Origin of the sequence: Olsenella sp. Marseille-P4559 (assembly GCF_900605015.1) — a bacterium.
Classification (GTDB): domain Bacteria; phylum Actinomycetota; class Coriobacteriia; order Coriobacteriales; family Atopobiaceae; genus Tractidigestivibacter.
The window spans coordinates 30,849-44,565 of sequence record NZ_LR027575.1; the positions used below are offsets into that span (position 1 = coordinate 30,849).

19 protein-coding genes are annotated in these 13,717 nt (G+C 63.1%); 17 read left to right on the forward strand and 2 right to left on the reverse strand.

Going from position 1 to position 13,717, the window contains the following annotated elements:
• The 16 genes from rpmD (at position 1) to E0E00_RS11715 (ending at position 11,111) form a co-directional block, all read left to right on the forward strand.
• Positions 1 to 189 carry a 50S ribosomal protein L30 gene (gene rpmD, locus E0E00_RS11640; RefSeq protein WP_032110520.1) on the forward strand — a complete coding sequence of 63 codons (189 nt, stop codon included), beginning with the start codon at positions 1 to 3 and terminating at the stop codon, positions 187 to 189.
• A gap of 11 nt (positions 190 to 200) precedes the next feature.
• A complete protein-coding gene (gene rplO, locus E0E00_RS11645; protein ID WP_130812723.1) occupies positions 201 to 650 on the forward strand; it encodes a 50S ribosomal protein L15 in 450 nt (149 codons plus the stop codon).
• The gene (secY, locus tag E0E00_RS11650; protein ID WP_130812724.1) at positions 644 to 1,918 is read left to right on the forward strand and encodes a preprotein translocase subunit SecY; all 1,275 of its coding nucleotides are present in this window, start codon (positions 644 to 646) and stop codon (positions 1,916 to 1,918) included. Before rplO ends, secY begins: the two co-directional genes overlap by 7 nt.
• Before the next feature lie 62 nt (positions 1,919 to 1,980).
• Positions 1,981 to 2,607 carry an adenylate kinase gene (locus E0E00_RS11655; protein WP_130812725.1) on the forward strand — a complete coding sequence of 209 codons (627 nt, stop codon included), beginning with the start codon at positions 1,981 to 1,983 and terminating at the stop codon, positions 2,605 to 2,607.
• Positions 2,604 to 3,410, forward strand: coding sequence for a type I methionyl aminopeptidase (gene map / locus E0E00_RS11660; RefSeq protein WP_130812726.1), 807 nt, complete (start codon positions 2,604 to 2,606; stop codon positions 3,408 to 3,410). Before E0E00_RS11655 ends, map begins: the two co-directional genes overlap by 4 nt.
• Before the next feature lie 103 nt (positions 3,411 to 3,513).
• Positions 3,514 to 3,732 carry a translation initiation factor IF-1 gene (gene infA / locus E0E00_RS11665; RefSeq protein WP_075575875.1) on the forward strand — a complete coding sequence of 73 codons (219 nt, stop codon included), beginning with the start codon at positions 3,514 to 3,516 and terminating at the stop codon, positions 3,730 to 3,732.
• A 124-nt stretch (positions 3,733 to 3,856) separates the two neighbouring features.
• Entirely contained in the window at positions 3,857 to 3,970 is a 114-nt protein-coding gene (gene rpmJ / locus E0E00_RS11670; protein ID WP_013252436.1) for a 50S ribosomal protein L36, read from the forward strand.
• 20 nt (positions 3,971 to 3,990) lie between these two features.
• Entirely contained in the window at positions 3,991 to 4,362 is a 372-nt protein-coding gene (rpsM, locus tag E0E00_RS11675; RefSeq protein ID WP_130812727.1) for a 30S ribosomal protein S13, read from the forward strand.
• A gap of 12 nt (positions 4,363 to 4,374) precedes the next feature.
• Complete coding sequence (rpsK, locus tag E0E00_RS11680) at positions 4,375 to 4,776, forward strand: 30S ribosomal protein S11 (RefSeq protein ID WP_059052952.1); 402 nt, start codon at positions 4,375 to 4,377, stop codon at positions 4,774 to 4,776.
• Positions 4,777 to 4,794: 18 nt separating this feature from the next.
• On the forward strand, positions 4,795 to 5,388 hold the full coding sequence (gene rpsD / locus E0E00_RS11685; protein ID WP_130812728.1) for a 30S ribosomal protein S4: 594 nt from the start codon (positions 4,795 to 4,797) through the stop codon (positions 5,386 to 5,388).
• Between the two features lie 23 nt (positions 5,389 to 5,411).
• The gene (locus E0E00_RS11690; RefSeq protein ID WP_130812729.1) at positions 5,412 to 6,353 is read left to right on the forward strand and encodes a DNA-directed RNA polymerase subunit alpha; all 942 of its coding nucleotides are present in this window, start codon (positions 5,412 to 5,414) and stop codon (positions 6,351 to 6,353) included.
• 33 nt (positions 6,354 to 6,386) lie between these two features.
• A complete protein-coding gene (gene rplQ / locus E0E00_RS11695) occupies positions 6,387 to 6,902 on the forward strand; it encodes a 50S ribosomal protein L17 (protein WP_130812730.1) in 516 nt (171 codons plus the stop codon).
• A gap of 191 nt (positions 6,903 to 7,093) precedes the next feature.
• A complete protein-coding gene (gene truA / locus E0E00_RS11700) occupies positions 7,094 to 7,987 on the forward strand; it encodes a tRNA pseudouridine(38-40) synthase TruA (protein WP_207302754.1) in 894 nt (297 codons plus the stop codon).
• Between the two features lie 28 nt (positions 7,988 to 8,015).
• Positions 8,016 to 8,972, forward strand: a complete 957-nt coding sequence (locus tag E0E00_RS11705; RefSeq protein ID WP_207302755.1) for a putative manganese transporter — start codon at positions 8,016 to 8,018, stop codon at positions 8,970 to 8,972.
• 46 nt (positions 8,973 to 9,018) lie between these two features.
• A complete protein-coding gene (locus E0E00_RS11710; protein WP_130812732.1) occupies positions 9,019 to 9,810 on the forward strand; it encodes a hypothetical protein in 792 nt (263 codons plus the stop codon).
• 218 nt (positions 9,811 to 10,028) lie between these two features.
• Positions 10,029 to 11,111, forward strand: a complete 1,083-nt coding sequence (locus E0E00_RS11715; RefSeq protein ID WP_130812733.1) for a glycosyltransferase family 2 protein — start codon at positions 10,029 to 10,031, stop codon at positions 11,109 to 11,111.
• Between the two features lie 38 nt (positions 11,112 to 11,149).
• Here E0E00_RS11715 and E0E00_RS11720 read toward each other — a convergent pair whose 3' ends face one another.
• Complete coding sequence (locus E0E00_RS11720; protein WP_207302756.1) at positions 11,150 to 12,304, reverse strand: glycosyltransferase; 1,155 nt, start codon at positions 12,302 to 12,304, stop codon at positions 11,150 to 11,152.
• Between the two features lie 149 nt (positions 12,305 to 12,453).
• On the opposite strand from E0E00_RS11720, the gene E0E00_RS11725 reads away from it, so the two are divergent.
• Positions 12,454 to 13,461, forward strand: coding sequence for a glycosyltransferase (locus E0E00_RS11725; RefSeq protein ID WP_130812735.1), 1,008 nt, complete (start codon positions 12,454 to 12,456; stop codon positions 13,459 to 13,461).
• Between the two features lie 85 nt (positions 13,462 to 13,546).
• On the opposite strand, the gene E0E00_RS15465 is transcribed toward E0E00_RS11725, so the two are convergent.
• Positions 13,547 to 13,624, reverse strand: a complete 78-nt coding sequence (locus E0E00_RS15465; protein WP_371683409.1) for a hypothetical protein — start codon at positions 13,622 to 13,624, stop codon at positions 13,547 to 13,549.
• Positions 13,625 to 13,717 lie beyond the last annotated feature (93 nt).

Below are 13,717 nucleotides of genomic sequence, written 5' to 3' on the forward strand. Positions count from 1 at the left end.
ATGGCAGAGAAGAAGCTCACCGTCACCCTCGTCCGCAGCGCCGTGACGCAGGTGAAGAAGGACCAGACGGCCACCTGCCGCGCCATGGGCCTTCGCAAGATAGGCGACGTCGCCGTCCTGCCCGACAACCCCAGCGTCCGAGGCATGATCTTCAAGGTCAAGCACCTCGTGACCGTTGAAGAGAACTAGGAGTCACCCAAATGCAGCTCAATGATCTGCGCCCCGCAGAGGGCTCCAGGAAGAACCGCAAGCGCATTGGTCGCGGCAACTCTTCCGGCCACGGCACCACCGCCGGTCGCGGCACCAAAGGTCAGCTCTCCCGCTCTGGCGGCGGCAAGGGTGCCGGCTTCGAGGGCGGCCAGCAGCCGCTCGCCATGCGCCTTCCCAAGCTCCCTGGCTTCAGGAACCCCAACCGCGTCGAGTACGCACCCGTCAACGTCGCCCGCCTCCAGGAGGTCTTCGAGGATGGCGACACCGTCGACGCCGAGTCCCTGGTTGCCAAGGGCATCATCAAGCGCACCTATGTTCCTGTGAAGGTCCTCGGTGACGGCGAGCTCACCAAGAAGCTCACTGTCAGGGTGGACAAGGTTTCCGCCTCTGCCAAGACCAAGATTGAGGCGGCCGGAGGAAAGGTCGAGCCGGCGTGCTAAACGGAATCGCCAACGCTTTCCGAGTGCCGGAGCTGAGGAAGAAGATCCTCCTCACCGTGGGGGTCCTCGTCCTCTATCGCTTCGGTGCGTACCTTCCCGTGCCCGGAGCCCCGTTCCAGGAGATGCTGAGCGCGTATGCCGCCGGCGTCTCCAGCGGGGCCATGGCAGTGCTCAACCTGTTCTCGGGCGGCGCGCTCTCGCGCATGTCCGTGTTCAGCCTGGGCATCATGCCCTACATCACCGCCCAGATCATCCTTCAGATGTTCCAGGCAGTGGTGCCATCGCTGGGGGAGCTTGCCAGGGAGGGTGAGTCGGGGCAGCGCAAGATCACGCAGTACACCCGCTACCTCACCATCGCCCTGGCGCTTCTCAACGCCATCGCCTACCTCTTCTACTTCAAGAGCTATGGTGTGACGTTCTCCCAGATGGGGATTCCCGAGGCACTCGAGAACGCCATCGTGGTCTTCACGATGCTCGTGGGCGCAGTGATCATCATGTGGCTGGGCGAGGTCATTACCCAGCGCGGCGTTGGCAACGGCATGTCGCTCATCATCTTCGCGAACATCATGTCGGGCCTGCCTTCGGCGCTCATCTCCTCGGTGACCACCAACGGCAACGCCCTCCTCACGGCCATCACGCTCGTTGTGATCGTCGCCATCGTCCCGCTCATCGTGTACATCGAGCGCGGTCAGCGTCGCATTCCCGTGCAGTACGCCAAGCGCGTGGTGGGCCGTAGGGTCATGGGCGGGCAGAACACCTACCTGCCCATCAAGGTCAACACGGCTGGCGTCGTGCCCATCATCTTCGCCTCTGCCGTGCTGTACTTCCCGGCCCAGATCGCGGTGTTCTTCCCTGGCATCGACTGGATCCAGACGGTCGCCAACGCGCTCTCCTCGGGCTGGCTCAACTGGGCCCTCTCGGTGGTCCTCATCGTGCTCTTCGCCTACTTCTACACCTCGATGGTCTTCAATCCCGAGGAGACGGCCGACCAGCTGCGCAAGCAGGGCGGCTTCGTCCCGGGGGTCAGGCCTGGCGCAGCAACGGCGGCCTACATCAAGAGCACGATCGACCACGTCACGCTTCCTGGTGCGCTCTTCATGGCCGTTCTCGCCGTGGTGCCCACCATCATCTTCTGGTTCACCAACGACACGCTCATCCAGTCGTTCGGCGGAACCTCGGTGCTCATCATGGTCGGCGTGGCCATGGACACCATCGCGTCACTCGAAAGCCAACTCAAGATGCACAACTACGAGGGCTTCTTTAAGTAGGCAAACCGTAGCGCTGGGTGCCGGCCATGGGGCCGGCACCCTTCTTTCGAAGGAGGATGCACATGAACATCGTATTGCTCGGTGCACCGGGTGCGGGCAAGGGCACGCAGGCGCAGAAGCTCGTGGAGGAGTTTGGCCTCGTCCACATCTCCACTGGCGACCTCCTACGCGCTGCCGTCAAGGCGCAGTCCAAGCTTGGCCTCGAGGCAAAGTCCTACATGGATGCCGGCAAGCTCGTACCCGATGCGCTCGTCATCAACCTCGTGAAGGAGCGCCTGATGGCCGACGATGCCCAGGCCGGCTTCATTCTCGACGGCTTTCCCCGCAACACTGCGCAGGCCGTGACCCTTGACTCCGAGCTCGCGGCCATGGAGCGCGACCTTGACGCCGCGCTTCTCGTCGACGTCAAGCCCGAGGTCATTGTCACGCGGCTAAGCTCCCGCCGCACCTGCCGCTCTTGTGGCTACACCGCACCTGCGGGTGTCGACGTGTGCCCGCGCTGTGGTGGCGAGATGCACCAGCGCGACGACGACAAGCCCGAGACGATCCAGAGGCGCCTTGATGTCTATCAGACGCAGACGGCCCCCCTCATCGAGTACTATCGTGGACACTCGATTCTCAAGGAGGTCGATGGAGACAGGCCGGTCGACGAGGTCTATGCCGACGTCAAGGCGCTCCTCACCGCATGATCCACATCAAAGAGCCTGAACAGATCGAGCAGATGAAGGCCGCCGGGGCTGTGTCCAAGGCGGCCCTTCGTCGTGCCGGGGAGATGGTTCGTCCCGGCGTCACCACGAAAGAGATCGACCAGGTGGTCGAGAGCTACATTCGCCTGCACGGCGCAACCCCAACGTTCAAGGGATACGGTGGCTTTCCCGCAAGCATCTGCGCCTCGGTGAACGAGCAGATTGTCCATGGCATCCCGTCGCCTGCCGTTGCGCTGCAGGACGGTGACATCATCTCTATTGACACCGGGGCCACGCTTGGTGGCTGGGTAGGAGACAACGCCTGGACGTTCTATGTTGGCAATGTCTCTGATGAGAGCAAGGGCCTCTGCGAGGTTACGCGCGACTGCCTCCGGGCGGGCATCGAGCAGGCCGTTTTGGGCAACCGCCTTGGCGATATCGGCGCTGCCATCCAGGAGCTCGCCGAGTCCCATGGCTATGGGGTGGTTCGCGACTACGTTGGGCACGGCGTGGGCCATGTCATGCACGAGGACCCCAACGTCCCCAACTTCGGCAAGCGTGGACGCGGGGTTCGCCTGCAGGTTGGGATGGTCATCGCCATCGAGCCCATGATCACCATGGGTGCCTACGACTCGCATACGCTCTCGAACGGCTGGACAGTGGTCACCGACAACCACCTTCCGGCCGCGCATTACGAAAACACGGTTGCCATCACCAAGGATGGGCCCATCATCCTCACGGCTGACGAGATCGGGCCGTGGTGCAACATGCAGGGCGGGGATGGGGTGCCTAGCGCCCTCTCGTAGCGCAGATCTGCGCCTACGTTGTGCGATTTGAGTGCAACGTGGACGTTTGTGAGGATTTTAGGTAAGATATTTGGTCGCTGTCACAGCGTTGAGAGGGTTGAATTTGAGCAAACAGGATGCTATCGAGCTTGAGGGCAAGGTCGTCGAGCCACTGCCTAACGCCATGTTCAACGTCGAGCTTGAGAACGGTAAGACCATCCTCTGCACCATCTCGGGCAAGATCCGGATGAACTACATCAGGATTCTTCCCGGGGACAAGGTCGTGGTGGAGATCTCGCCGTATGACCTCACGAGGGGCCGCATCACCTACCGCTACAAGTAGGCGTTGCGCGCAGCGATTGGTTATTCACGCCTGCGGCTGGGCGAGAAGATATAGGCCAGGCAGCACCACCTGCCGGGCATGATGCACTACCAGTACAGGTACTTACTACTGGAAGGAAAGACACATGAAGGTACGTCCTTCGGTCAAGAAGATGTGCGACAAGTGCAAGATCATCCGTCGCCATGGCAAGGTATACGTAATCTGCGAGAACCCGCGCCACAAGCAGCGTCAGGGCTAGTAACTGAGAGGAGATTCACGTTGGCCCGTATCAATGGCGTCGACCTTCCGCGTGACAAGCGCGTCGAGGTCGGACTTACCTACCTTTACGGCATCGGCCAGACCAGCGCTACCAAGATCTGCGCGGCTACCGGTGTTAATCCCTCCACTCGAGTCAAGGACCTGACGGAGGACGAGGTCACCAAGATCCGTGACTACATCGATGCCAACTACACCACCGAGGGCGACCTTCGCCGCGAGGTGAGGCAAAACATCGCCCGCCTGATGGAGATTGGCTGCTACCGCGGCCTTCGTCACCGCAAGGGCCTCCCCGTTCGCGGCCAGCGCACCCACACCAACGCTCGCACCCGCAAGGGCAAGAAGCGTCAGATCGGTGCAAAGAAGAAGGCGTAAGGGGATAACACAATGCCGCAGAAGAAGAATGCCCGCACCACCCGCGTGCGCCGCTCCGAGCGCAAGAATATCGCGGTTGGCCAGGCTCACATCAAGAGCACCTTCAACAACACCATCGTCTCCATCACCGACCCCCAGGGCAACGTGATCTCCTGGCAGTCTGGTGGCACCGTTGGCTTCAAGGGCTCCCGTAAGTCCACCCCGTTCGCGGCGCAGCTCGCCGCCGAGGCCGCTGCCAAGGCAGCCATGGAGCACGGCCTGCACAAGGTCTCCGTGTTCGTCAAGGGCCCCGGTTCCGGTCGCGAGACGGCCATCCGTTCCCTCCAGGCTGCTGGCCTTGAGGTTTCGGGCATCCAGGACAAGACCCCCATCCCGCACAACGGTTGCCGTCCGTGCAAGCGTCGTCGCGTGTAGCTAGGAAGGACACCACTAATGGCAGTTGACAGGACGCCTGTCCTTAAGCGGTGCCGTCAGCTCGGCATCGATCCCGTCGTCATGGGAATCAATAAGGAATCTCACCGCCAGCCCAGGCAGCGCCGCCGCCAGGAGAGCGAGTACGGCACACAGCTCCGCGAGAAGCAGAAGGCCAAGTTCATCTATGGCGTTCTCGAGAAGCAGTTCCGCAGCTACTACAGGCTGGCCCTTAAGCGCGAGGGCATCACGGGCGACAACCTCATGGCCATCCTCGAGTCCAGGCTCGACAACGTCGTGTTCCGCCTTGGCTTCGCCCGCACCCGCAAGGAGGCCCGCCAGACCGTGCTCCACGGTCACATCACCGTGAACGGCCACCGCGTGGACATCCCCTCCTACCAGGTGAGGGCCGGTGACGTCATCGCCGTAGCACCCAAGGCCAAGGACCTTCTCCCCATCAAGGAGGCCCTCGTCTCCTCCGAGCACATGGCTGTGCCGGCCTGGCTTGAGGTCGATATCGAGAAGCTCCAGGGCACCGTGCTCCAACTTCCCAGTCGTGACCAGATCGACCTCGACATCGATGCCCAGCTCATCGTCGAGCTCTACTCCAAGTAAGCCGGCACAGTTTGGAGGTAGTAATGTCCGAGTTCATCCGGCCCACAGTGTCGGTAGAAGAGATCAATGACAACCTCGCACGCGTGAGCGCGGAGCCGCTCGAGCGTGGCTATGGTGACACGCTGGGCAACTCGCTGCGCCGCGTGCTGCTGTCCTCTCTCGAGGGCGCCGCCGTCGAGGCCATCCAGATTGATGGCGTGCAGCATGAGTTCACCACCGTGCCGGGTGTCTACGAGGACGTCACCGATATCGTCCTCAACGTGAAGGGCCTCGTGTTCCGTGCGATGGGCACCGGCGAGGAGGCCACCGCCTCCATCAACGTCGATGGCCCCATGACGGTCACCGGTGGGGACTTTGACATCCCCACGGAGTTCACGCTTGTGAACCCCGACCACGTTATCTGCACCCTCGGCACCGACGCGCACCTCTCCATGAAGATGCGCATTGGCATTGGCCGTGGCTACGTCTCTGGTGACGACAACGAGCGCGAGAGTGACCCCATCGGGATCATTCACGTCGACTCGCTCTACTCGCCCGTGCGCCGCTGCGCCAAGTTCGTCGAGCCCTGCCGTGTTGGTCGCCACACCGACTACGACCGACTGCTGCTTGAGGTCGAGACCAACGGCTCCATCAGCCCGCGTGACGCCATCGTCGAGGCCGCCAACATCATCAACCAGCACATGACGGCCTTCATGGGCCTTGCGGACGTCGACGAGCCACAGGAGGACGAGTCGATCTTCGCGACGGGCGCCGAGGAGGACAACGCCGAGCTCGACAAGCAGATTGAGGACCTGGACCTCTCCGTCCGCTCCTACAACTGCCTGAAGCGCGCCGGCATTCACTCCGTACGCCAGCTCGTGGAGTTCTCCGAGAACGACCTTCTCAACATTCGCAACTTTGGCGTCAAGTCCATCGAGGAAGTCAAGGACAAGCTTGAGTCCATGGGACTGTCCCTCAAGGCTTAGGCTGCCGCTCGCATCGCATAGGAGAAGCTAGACATGAGGCATAACAAGAAGAGGGGCATGAAGCTCGGCACCGATGCCAGCCATACCAAGGCAATGAAGAAGAGCCTGGTCTCTGCCCTGCTTGCCAACGATCGCATCAAGACCCTTGAGTCACGCGCCAAGGCCATCCGTCCCGACGTGGACAGGGTCATCACGTGGGCCAAGAAGGGCGACCTGCACTCGCGCCGCCTTGCCATCGCCAAGATCGGCGACAAGGAAGTCGTACGCGAGATCTTCGAGAAGGCCGCTCAGGGCATGTGGGCCGACCGCAACGGCGGTTACACCCGCATCATGAAGCTTGGCCCCCGCAAGGGGGACGGCGCCGAGGTCGTCATCATGGAGCTTGTGACCGAGGCCGTCGCGCCGAAGGCCAAGGCTGAGCCCAAGGCCACGGTCACCAAGGTTGCCCCCGCACCCGCCCCTGTCGAGGAGCCCAAGGCCGAGGAGACCAAGGCCGGGGAGCCCAAGGCCGAGGAGCCTGCCTCCGAGGCTGAGGAGAAGTCCGAGTAGGGCATCCTCCCATCGAGGCGATTCAAGGGTCCCGTCCAAATTGGCCGGGACCCTTTCAGCTAGTTGTCGGGAAGGTGCACGACGATGGATAGCTCGCAGAGGGGCTGGGGTCCCTGCCCTGCCTGGGGAGCGTGCGTCTCGTGGTAAGCTCCATGCGTTGCAATCGTCTGCCGAAAGTGGGGCCCAACCACATGACAGGTGCACTACCCAGCCACCCGAGCGCCGCTCCGTGTGCGCCACCCACGCACAGGCCCGACCGTGCCGAGCGGGACGTCCCCCTGGTGGAGGGGGCTCCCGCCGCAGGGACGCTCGTGCTTCTCGTGGGATATCGCGGCACTGCGTTTGCGGGGTTTGCCGAACAGCCCGCCCAGCGAACCGTTGCCGGAGAGCTGCGTCGCGCCCTCTCGACCGTCCTTCGTCGCGAGGTCGAGCTGGTCTGCGCTGGGCGCACGGACTCTGGCGTTCACGCGTTGGCGCAGTACGCAAGCGTTCCCGTAAGCGAGAGGGAGCTTGGGCTTGCGGGGCATGCGCTCTCTCGCTCGCTTGTGGCGTTGACGCCCGACGACATCTCGATACGGTGCCTCTACCGCGCCGATGCGCGCTTCTCGGCGCGCTTTGATGCGGTTTCGCGCTCATACCGCTACCGCATTGCAACGGGCGACGCACGCCCCGTGCTCGCATGGGATCACGCGTGGTGGCACCGAGGAAGCCTGGACGCGGACGTCATGCACGAGGCGGCGGCCTGCCTGGTGGGGGAGCATGACTTCAGGAGCTTCTGCAAGGCCACCTCGGCCGAGGGGAAGTCCACCTGCCGCTACCTCGAACGGATGGAGGTCTCGCGCATCGAGGAGGCGGGCGAGCCTCTTGTCGCCATAGACGTTACGGGCAACGCGTTCCTTCATAACATGGTACGCACGATTGCCGGCACGCTCGTCGAGGTTGGAAGGGGGCATCGCGAACCCTCGTGGGTGTCCCAGGTGCTTGCCGCCTGCGACCGAGTTGCTGCGGGACCGTGCGCTCCGGCGCAGGGGCTTACGTTTGTTCGAGTAGAATACCCCGATGGACTTCTTGCGCCCTGGGTGTAGCCCAGTGCCCTCTCATGGAGGATGCGTCTTGGACATATTCGTCGACGTGATCATCGAATCGGTGCTCGACACGCTCGAGCTGGTCCCGTTCCTGTTTGTGACCTACGTGGACATGGAGGCCCTCGAGCACTCCGCCGAAGGCCGCATGCAGGGCCTGGTTACCCGTGCCGGCCATGCGGGCCCCGTGGCGGGCTCCCTTCTCGGTGCCATCCCGCAGTGCGGCTTTTCAGCCATGGCCGCCACGCTCTTCTCGGGCGGCGTTGTGACGGCGGGCACGCTGGTAGCCGTGATTCTCTCGACCTCGGACGAGATGGTGCCCGTGTTTCTCGCTCACCAGGAGCCCGTGGGGCGCCTGCTCTCGATCGTGCTGCTCAAGGTAATCGTTGGCCTTGTCGTGGGCCTCCTGCTCGATGCGGTGATGCGTGCCGTGCGCCATGTGGGCAATCCCGAGCCGCGCATTCACGAGCTCTGCGAGCGGGCCCACTGCCACTGTGATGACGATGGGGGCGAGGAGAGCGACGCCGTGGAGGAGGCCAGGCAGGGCTCTGGCGAGGTGCGCGGCTGCCACCATCACCACGGGTATGGCCGCTGGGGCATCGTACGCTCTGCTGCCATCCATACCGTGCAGGTGACCGGCTTCATCCTGCTCATCACCTTCCTCTTCGGCCTGCTCATCGAGGTCATGGGGGAAGACGTCCTCGCACGGCTTCTGGGCAGCCACCCCGTGCGCGCAACGTTGCTGGCCGCCCTTGTCGGGCTGATTCCCAACTGCGGAGCCTCTGTGGCCATCACCGAGCTCTACCTCGATGGCGTCCTGAGTGCGGGCCCCATGGTTGCGGGGCTTCTCGCCTCTGGGGGCGTTGGGCTTCTCGTGCTCTTCCGCACCAACGACCATCTGCGCCAGAACGTCGCCATCACCGCGTTCGTCTATGCGGTCGGGGTTGTCGTGGGACTTATCGTCTCCGCATCAGGTATTCTCTTCTAAACGCCGGGATGCCCGGCTCCATGCGTAGGCTAACGAAAGGGGTTCCATGGCCAGGCAGCGTGAGCGATTCGAGCGAATCGACGTACCTCGCGACAACCCGCATCGCAACCTCATTGCCGCCATCGTGCTTGTCGTTGTGTTTGTCGCCTGCGGGATTGTGGTTAACACGGCTTGGCAACGAGCCCAGGCGCAGTCGCACTTGGGAGACAGGGGCCTAAGCTCCTCGGTGAGCAAGACCTCTTCCATCTCGGATCTGGGCTATACCGTCTCGGAGCACAGCTTCATGGGCGTCCTGCTCCTCACGACGGACAGCCTGGACGCGTCCCAGAGCGGTGGTGCCAACCTCTCCTCGGCAGAGCTTCTGGTCTACGACAAGACCGCTGCTACGGGTACGCTCGTCTCCATCCCCACCAACGTGAGGGTCTCCTACAACGGGCAGGACACGACGCTGGCCGAACTCTTCAACAGCGCGGGTGCGGCTGCGTGTGTCTCGCCGCTCTCGACGGCCGCGAACCTGCCGGTCACGCATGTGATTGTCTCTACGAACTCGGTGTGGGACGAGGTGCGCTCGCTCGCCGGCGTGGGGGTCAACTCGCTGATGAGCCGTGCCTCCGAGTTCCTCTCGTCCATCCGTACCGACATGTCTACGCAGGAGATCCTCGATCTTGCCGAGAAGGTCCAGTCGGCAGGGACCGATGGCCTCTCGAGGCTCGACGCTCCGGTTACGGACGAGACGACCACCGACGAGAGCGGCAACAGCGTCTCGACAGGCAACAGCGTGATTGACCAGGTATCGCTTGGTCTTGCCGTGGGCACGCTCGTGAGCAACGGGGAATAAAGCTATTCGGGCGTGAGCCAAGCGCTCCGATTGGGGCGGCGAACGGTGGCAAGGAGCCACAGACTGTGTCCCTCTCCTGCACATTGTTTGTAGTAATGGTAGTTGCCCGGGTTTGTCACGCAGGCTTCACGAACGGCTGATACTCTTTCCTCAACATTTGATGGGGCTGTTACGTAGTCCACCAAAACGGTCTTCGGGGAGGAGAGTCGCACCGGAATATGCCAGGCTCTGTGCACAGAGAACCCGTTGTCTCGGTTGTCGTCGCCACATGCGATAATACGGCCACGATTCGGCGAGCCCTCGAGAGCATCCAGAACCAGACGCTGAGAGACCATGAGACCATCGTGGTGGACGATGGCTCGACGGATGGGACGCCGAGCGTCATCGACACCATCGCGGAGCGAGACCTTTCCATTTCGCTGGTGCAGGCCGATGGGTGCGGCCTGGCAGGGGCCCTTGACCTTGGTGTGTCTCGTGCCCGTGGCCACTATCTCGTGTTCTTTGACGCGGGCGGATGGGCAAACCCTGACATGCTTGCCGACCTCGTGAGTCTTGCGGAGGAGTCCTCGCTCGAACTTGCCATCGCGGGCTTCTCGGCATCTGTCCTGCGAGACGGGCGACGCCAGGATTCCCTCGAGGCAGGCCAGCCTCTGCACGTCTTCCCAACCCAGCATGACTTCCGGGCTGGTGCCTGGCAGCTCTTTGAAGGCAATCTCCTCTCGTCGCCCTGCGCAAAGCTGTTCCTGCGCTCGCGCGTCCAGCAATTGGGCCTCTCGTTTGCCGACGGGGACGGCGATTGCAACGACGCCCTCTCGTTCATGGCCGGCTACGTGCGCGACGTCGAGCGCGTTGGCCTCACCGGACACATCAACTACCACGTCGAGGGCCGCTCGCCACAGCGTCTGCCGGGCTTCTCGGTGCGGGACTATCGCGCACTCGAGCGACAGTACGGAACGCTCGTGGGCCTCTACCACCACTGGGGACTCGACGGGGATCCCACCAGCATGGGTCTCATCCAGAATCGCTATTTCGAGTGCCTCGTTGACTGCGTCACCGGGGTCTTCTCGGACAGGTCGGGCCTCTCCGCCGAGGAGCGGCGGCAGCTGGTGGGGGAGATGGTCTCCTCTGACCGCGCGCGTCTTGCCGCCGATGTGGCGCGTCCGCGCGGCGTGGGCGCAAAAGCGATGCAAGGTCCCATCAGATCCGGCAATGCGGGGCTCGCCTACACCGAAGGCTTTCTCGCCTCGTTCATGAGGCGCGGTGGCGAGAGGGGCTTGGGCCCGTTCTGCACGTCGCTATGAGACAAGGGGACTGCCCCCTTGTCTCATAGCGTCATCCACTACCCCTTGCTGCCGATGCGCCCCCGTCGGTGTCGCATGAAGCTCGCAATCGAGAACCACGTGTAGCTGGGGCTTGTGTGGCGCAGGCGATACCATACCTCGCCGGCCGCCGCGGGCAGCATCGAGAGCCGCCCAACCTGTGGATCGGGCCTGCCCGTGAACTCGCAGAAAAGCCGCTTTGCCGCTGGCGTCACCAGCGGCTGCCCCATCACCAGGCCGTAGTCGAGCCTCTGGTATGTTTGCGCTATCGCCTCGCGCACGCCGGGATAGCCAAGGCCAACCGCGTCGATGGTAAGGCCGCAGTAGCTGATGGCTCGCTTGGTCTGCGCCGAGAGGACCCGCTCGTCTGTGACCCCAAGGCGCTCGACAATGTCTTGCATATCGTTCCAGCGCTCGATGGGCAGCAAGGGGTCGCGCCGCGTGGATGACACGAGCTTCTCCTCGGTGTCCTCGCGGTAGTTGTAGTAGGGGCGATTGACGTATGCAATGCGATCCGTCTGGCAGAGGGTCTCCACCAGGAACGGGTTGTCGGCCCAAGCGGCCCCAGGGTACTCGCGGAAGCGAATGCCGCGCCCATCGAGAAAGGCCTTGCGATACAGGGCCGTCCAGATCGAGGGGTGATGCTCGAGCAGGGCGACGCCGTCCCCAATGGCAAAGGGCTGGCGCGGCGGATTCACGCGGTCCTGGTACAGGCAAACCGTGCGCAGTTCATGGGGGGTCCCTGCGTTAAAGATTCGCCAGTAGGATGACTTCACGATGTCCACTGGGCCACCATCGAGCGAGTCGGCAAAGTCGAGAAGGTCGCCAAACATGTTGCCGGTGAGGTAGTCGTCTGGTTCGACGATGGCCACGTAGTCACCGGTGGCACCATCGATGCCGGCATTGCATGCCGCTCCGTAACCGGCGTTGGGCTTGTCGATTACGCGCACGCGGGGGTCTCTGGCAGCATGCTCTTGCATGATGCCGAGCGAGCCGTCGGTCGAGCCGTCATTCACGCAGATGACCTCGACGTTTGCGAAGGGCTGCATCTGGATGCTTGTGAGGCACTGGTCGAGGTAGCGCTCAACGTTGTAGGTGGGCACCACAACCGACACCTTGTGCGCAAAGCGCCTCTTGCCCCTGGGTGCCCTGCTGCCTGCATTCGTGGCTTCCACGTGACCTCCCTGCCGCCGACCGCCACGGTGGGTCCGCGGCCGTACCCTATAATACAGTGACTTGAGCGGTTCGGTGTCGGCCTGCCACGTGGTCCCCTGCCGAGACACGCCTCGCATATCGCACTGACCACCGCGACCTTGGATGGCACATGGATCGTCTCGCAATCGTGATAGTCACCTTCAAGCGACAAGAGCTCCTGGGGCGTCTCTTTGACTCGATCGCGGAGCTCACCGTTGCGCCATGGCGCGTTGTGGTGGTGGACAACGAGGATTCGGCCAAGACGGCCCAGATGGTTGCGGACTTCTCGGCGCGCGTTGCCTCGCAGTGGGGCGGGACCTCTTCAGAGCCCGACTCTGCGGGCGGGACGACACGAGTGGTCTACGACCCGCAGGAGACCAACACTGGGGGATCTGGTGGCTTCTCAGAGGGCGTGAGACGTGCCTTCGAGCTTGGAGCAGAGTGGTTCTGGGTCATGGATGATGACGTGGCTGTGCTTCCCGATGCCCTAGAGCGTCTTGAGCCATGGTCGGCCAGGTATGATGTGGTGCAGGGCCAGCGCTACGACTATGATGGCACGCCCTTCTTCTGGCAGCACCATTTCCTGACGTCGCTGTGCATCTACAATCCGCTTTCGCGTGCTGGCTTCAACGGTGCGGACCATATAGACGTAAACGTGATGTGCTTCGAGGGGGCGCTCTTCCGGCGCTGCGTTGTTGAGAAGATAGGCCTGCCCGACTACCGCTTCTTCATCTACTACGATGACGCCGTCTACGGCTACCTTGCCAGCAAGGTATGCCAGCCCGTGCTGGTGCCAGACTTTGTGCTGAGAAGAACGCGAGAGGTACGTCACCAGGAGGTCGGTGCGTCCGGCATGCGCCAGATCTCTTCAACCTCTGATATGACCCGCTACCACATCATGCGCAACCGCGGCTACATGGCGCGCTACTTCATGCTGCACGGTGACTACAACCCCGTGGGTTACGGCTTTGGCACGTTCCTCTCGTTTGCCAAGGAGTTCCTGCGCTTGGCCCTGGTTGACCGCGGGCATTTCGGCCCCAGCTGGGCAAGGCTTTGGGCGGGCTACAAAGACTCCAAGGAGGCCTTGCGCGACCCTGCGTGGGAACCGATGCCGCCGCTGGGGCAGGGAGTGCGGTAGGGGGTCGTGAGTACGTTGTGCGGGCTTCGTCACGCGGCGGCAATGGCTCTTGTCCTCCTCTCCCTTCCGCGGGCGCGGGCCGCGATTAGGCAATGCTGACCGCAAGCCAAGCAAAGAATGCCCCCAAGGCGGCCAGCCCTATCACCCAGATGCGGAGGTTCATGATCCCCACCCGGTACCTGCGCACGGGCCTCTGCACGTAGGCGCGCGAGGGGTCGGAGGGGTCGTACCACACGTCCACGCCCGACCCCACCGG

Excerpts from the sequence above, each read along its gene's own strand:
- E0E00_RS11655 (WP_130812725.1), top strand. The coding sequence starts at position 1,981 with ATGAACATCGTATTGCTCGGTGCACCGGGTGCGGGCAAGGGCACGCAG.
- map (WP_130812726.1), top strand. The coding sequence starts at position 2,604 with ATGATCCACATCAAAGAGCCTGAACAGATCGAGCAGATGAAGGCCGCC.
- E0E00_RS11725 (WP_130812735.1), top strand. The coding sequence starts at position 12,454 with ATGGATCGTCTCGCAATCGTGATAGTCACCTTCAAGCGACAAGAGCTC.
- rpmD (WP_032110520.1), top strand. The coding sequence starts at position 1 with ATGGCAGAGAAGAAGCTCACCGTCACCCTCGTCCGCAGCGCCGTGACG.
- E0E00_RS11690 (WP_130812729.1), top strand. The coding sequence starts at position 5,412 with ATGTCCGAGTTCATCCGGCCCACAGTGTCGGTAGAAGAGATCAATGAC.
- E0E00_RS11715 (WP_130812733.1), top strand. The coding sequence starts at position 10,029 with ATGCCAGGCTCTGTGCACAGAGAACCCGTTGTCTCGGTTGTCGTCGCC.
- rpsD (WP_130812728.1), top strand. The coding sequence starts at position 4,795 with ATGGCAGTTGACAGGACGCCTGTCCTTAAGCGGTGCCGTCAGCTCGGC.
- rplQ (WP_130812730.1), top strand. The coding sequence starts at position 6,387 with ATGAGGCATAACAAGAAGAGGGGCATGAAGCTCGGCACCGATGCCAGC.
- rpmJ (WP_013252436.1), top strand. The coding sequence starts at position 3,857 with ATGAAGGTACGTCCTTCGGTCAAGAAGATGTGCGACAAGTGCAAGATC.
- E0E00_RS15465 (WP_371683409.1), bottom strand. The coding sequence starts at position 13,624 with ATGAACCTCCGCATCTGGGTGATAGGGCTGGCCGCCTTGGGGGCATTC.
- E0E00_RS11710 (WP_130812732.1), top strand. The coding sequence starts at position 9,019 with ATGGCCAGGCAGCGTGAGCGATTCGAGCGAATCGACGTACCTCGCGAC.
- rplO (WP_130812723.1), top strand. The coding sequence starts at position 201 with ATGCAGCTCAATGATCTGCGCCCCGCAGAGGGCTCCAGGAAGAACCGC.
- rpsK (WP_059052952.1), top strand. The coding sequence starts at position 4,375 with ATGCCGCAGAAGAAGAATGCCCGCACCACCCGCGTGCGCCGCTCCGAG.
- truA (WP_207302754.1), top strand. The coding sequence starts at position 7,094 with ATGACAGGTGCACTACCCAGCCACCCGAGCGCCGCTCCGTGTGCGCCA.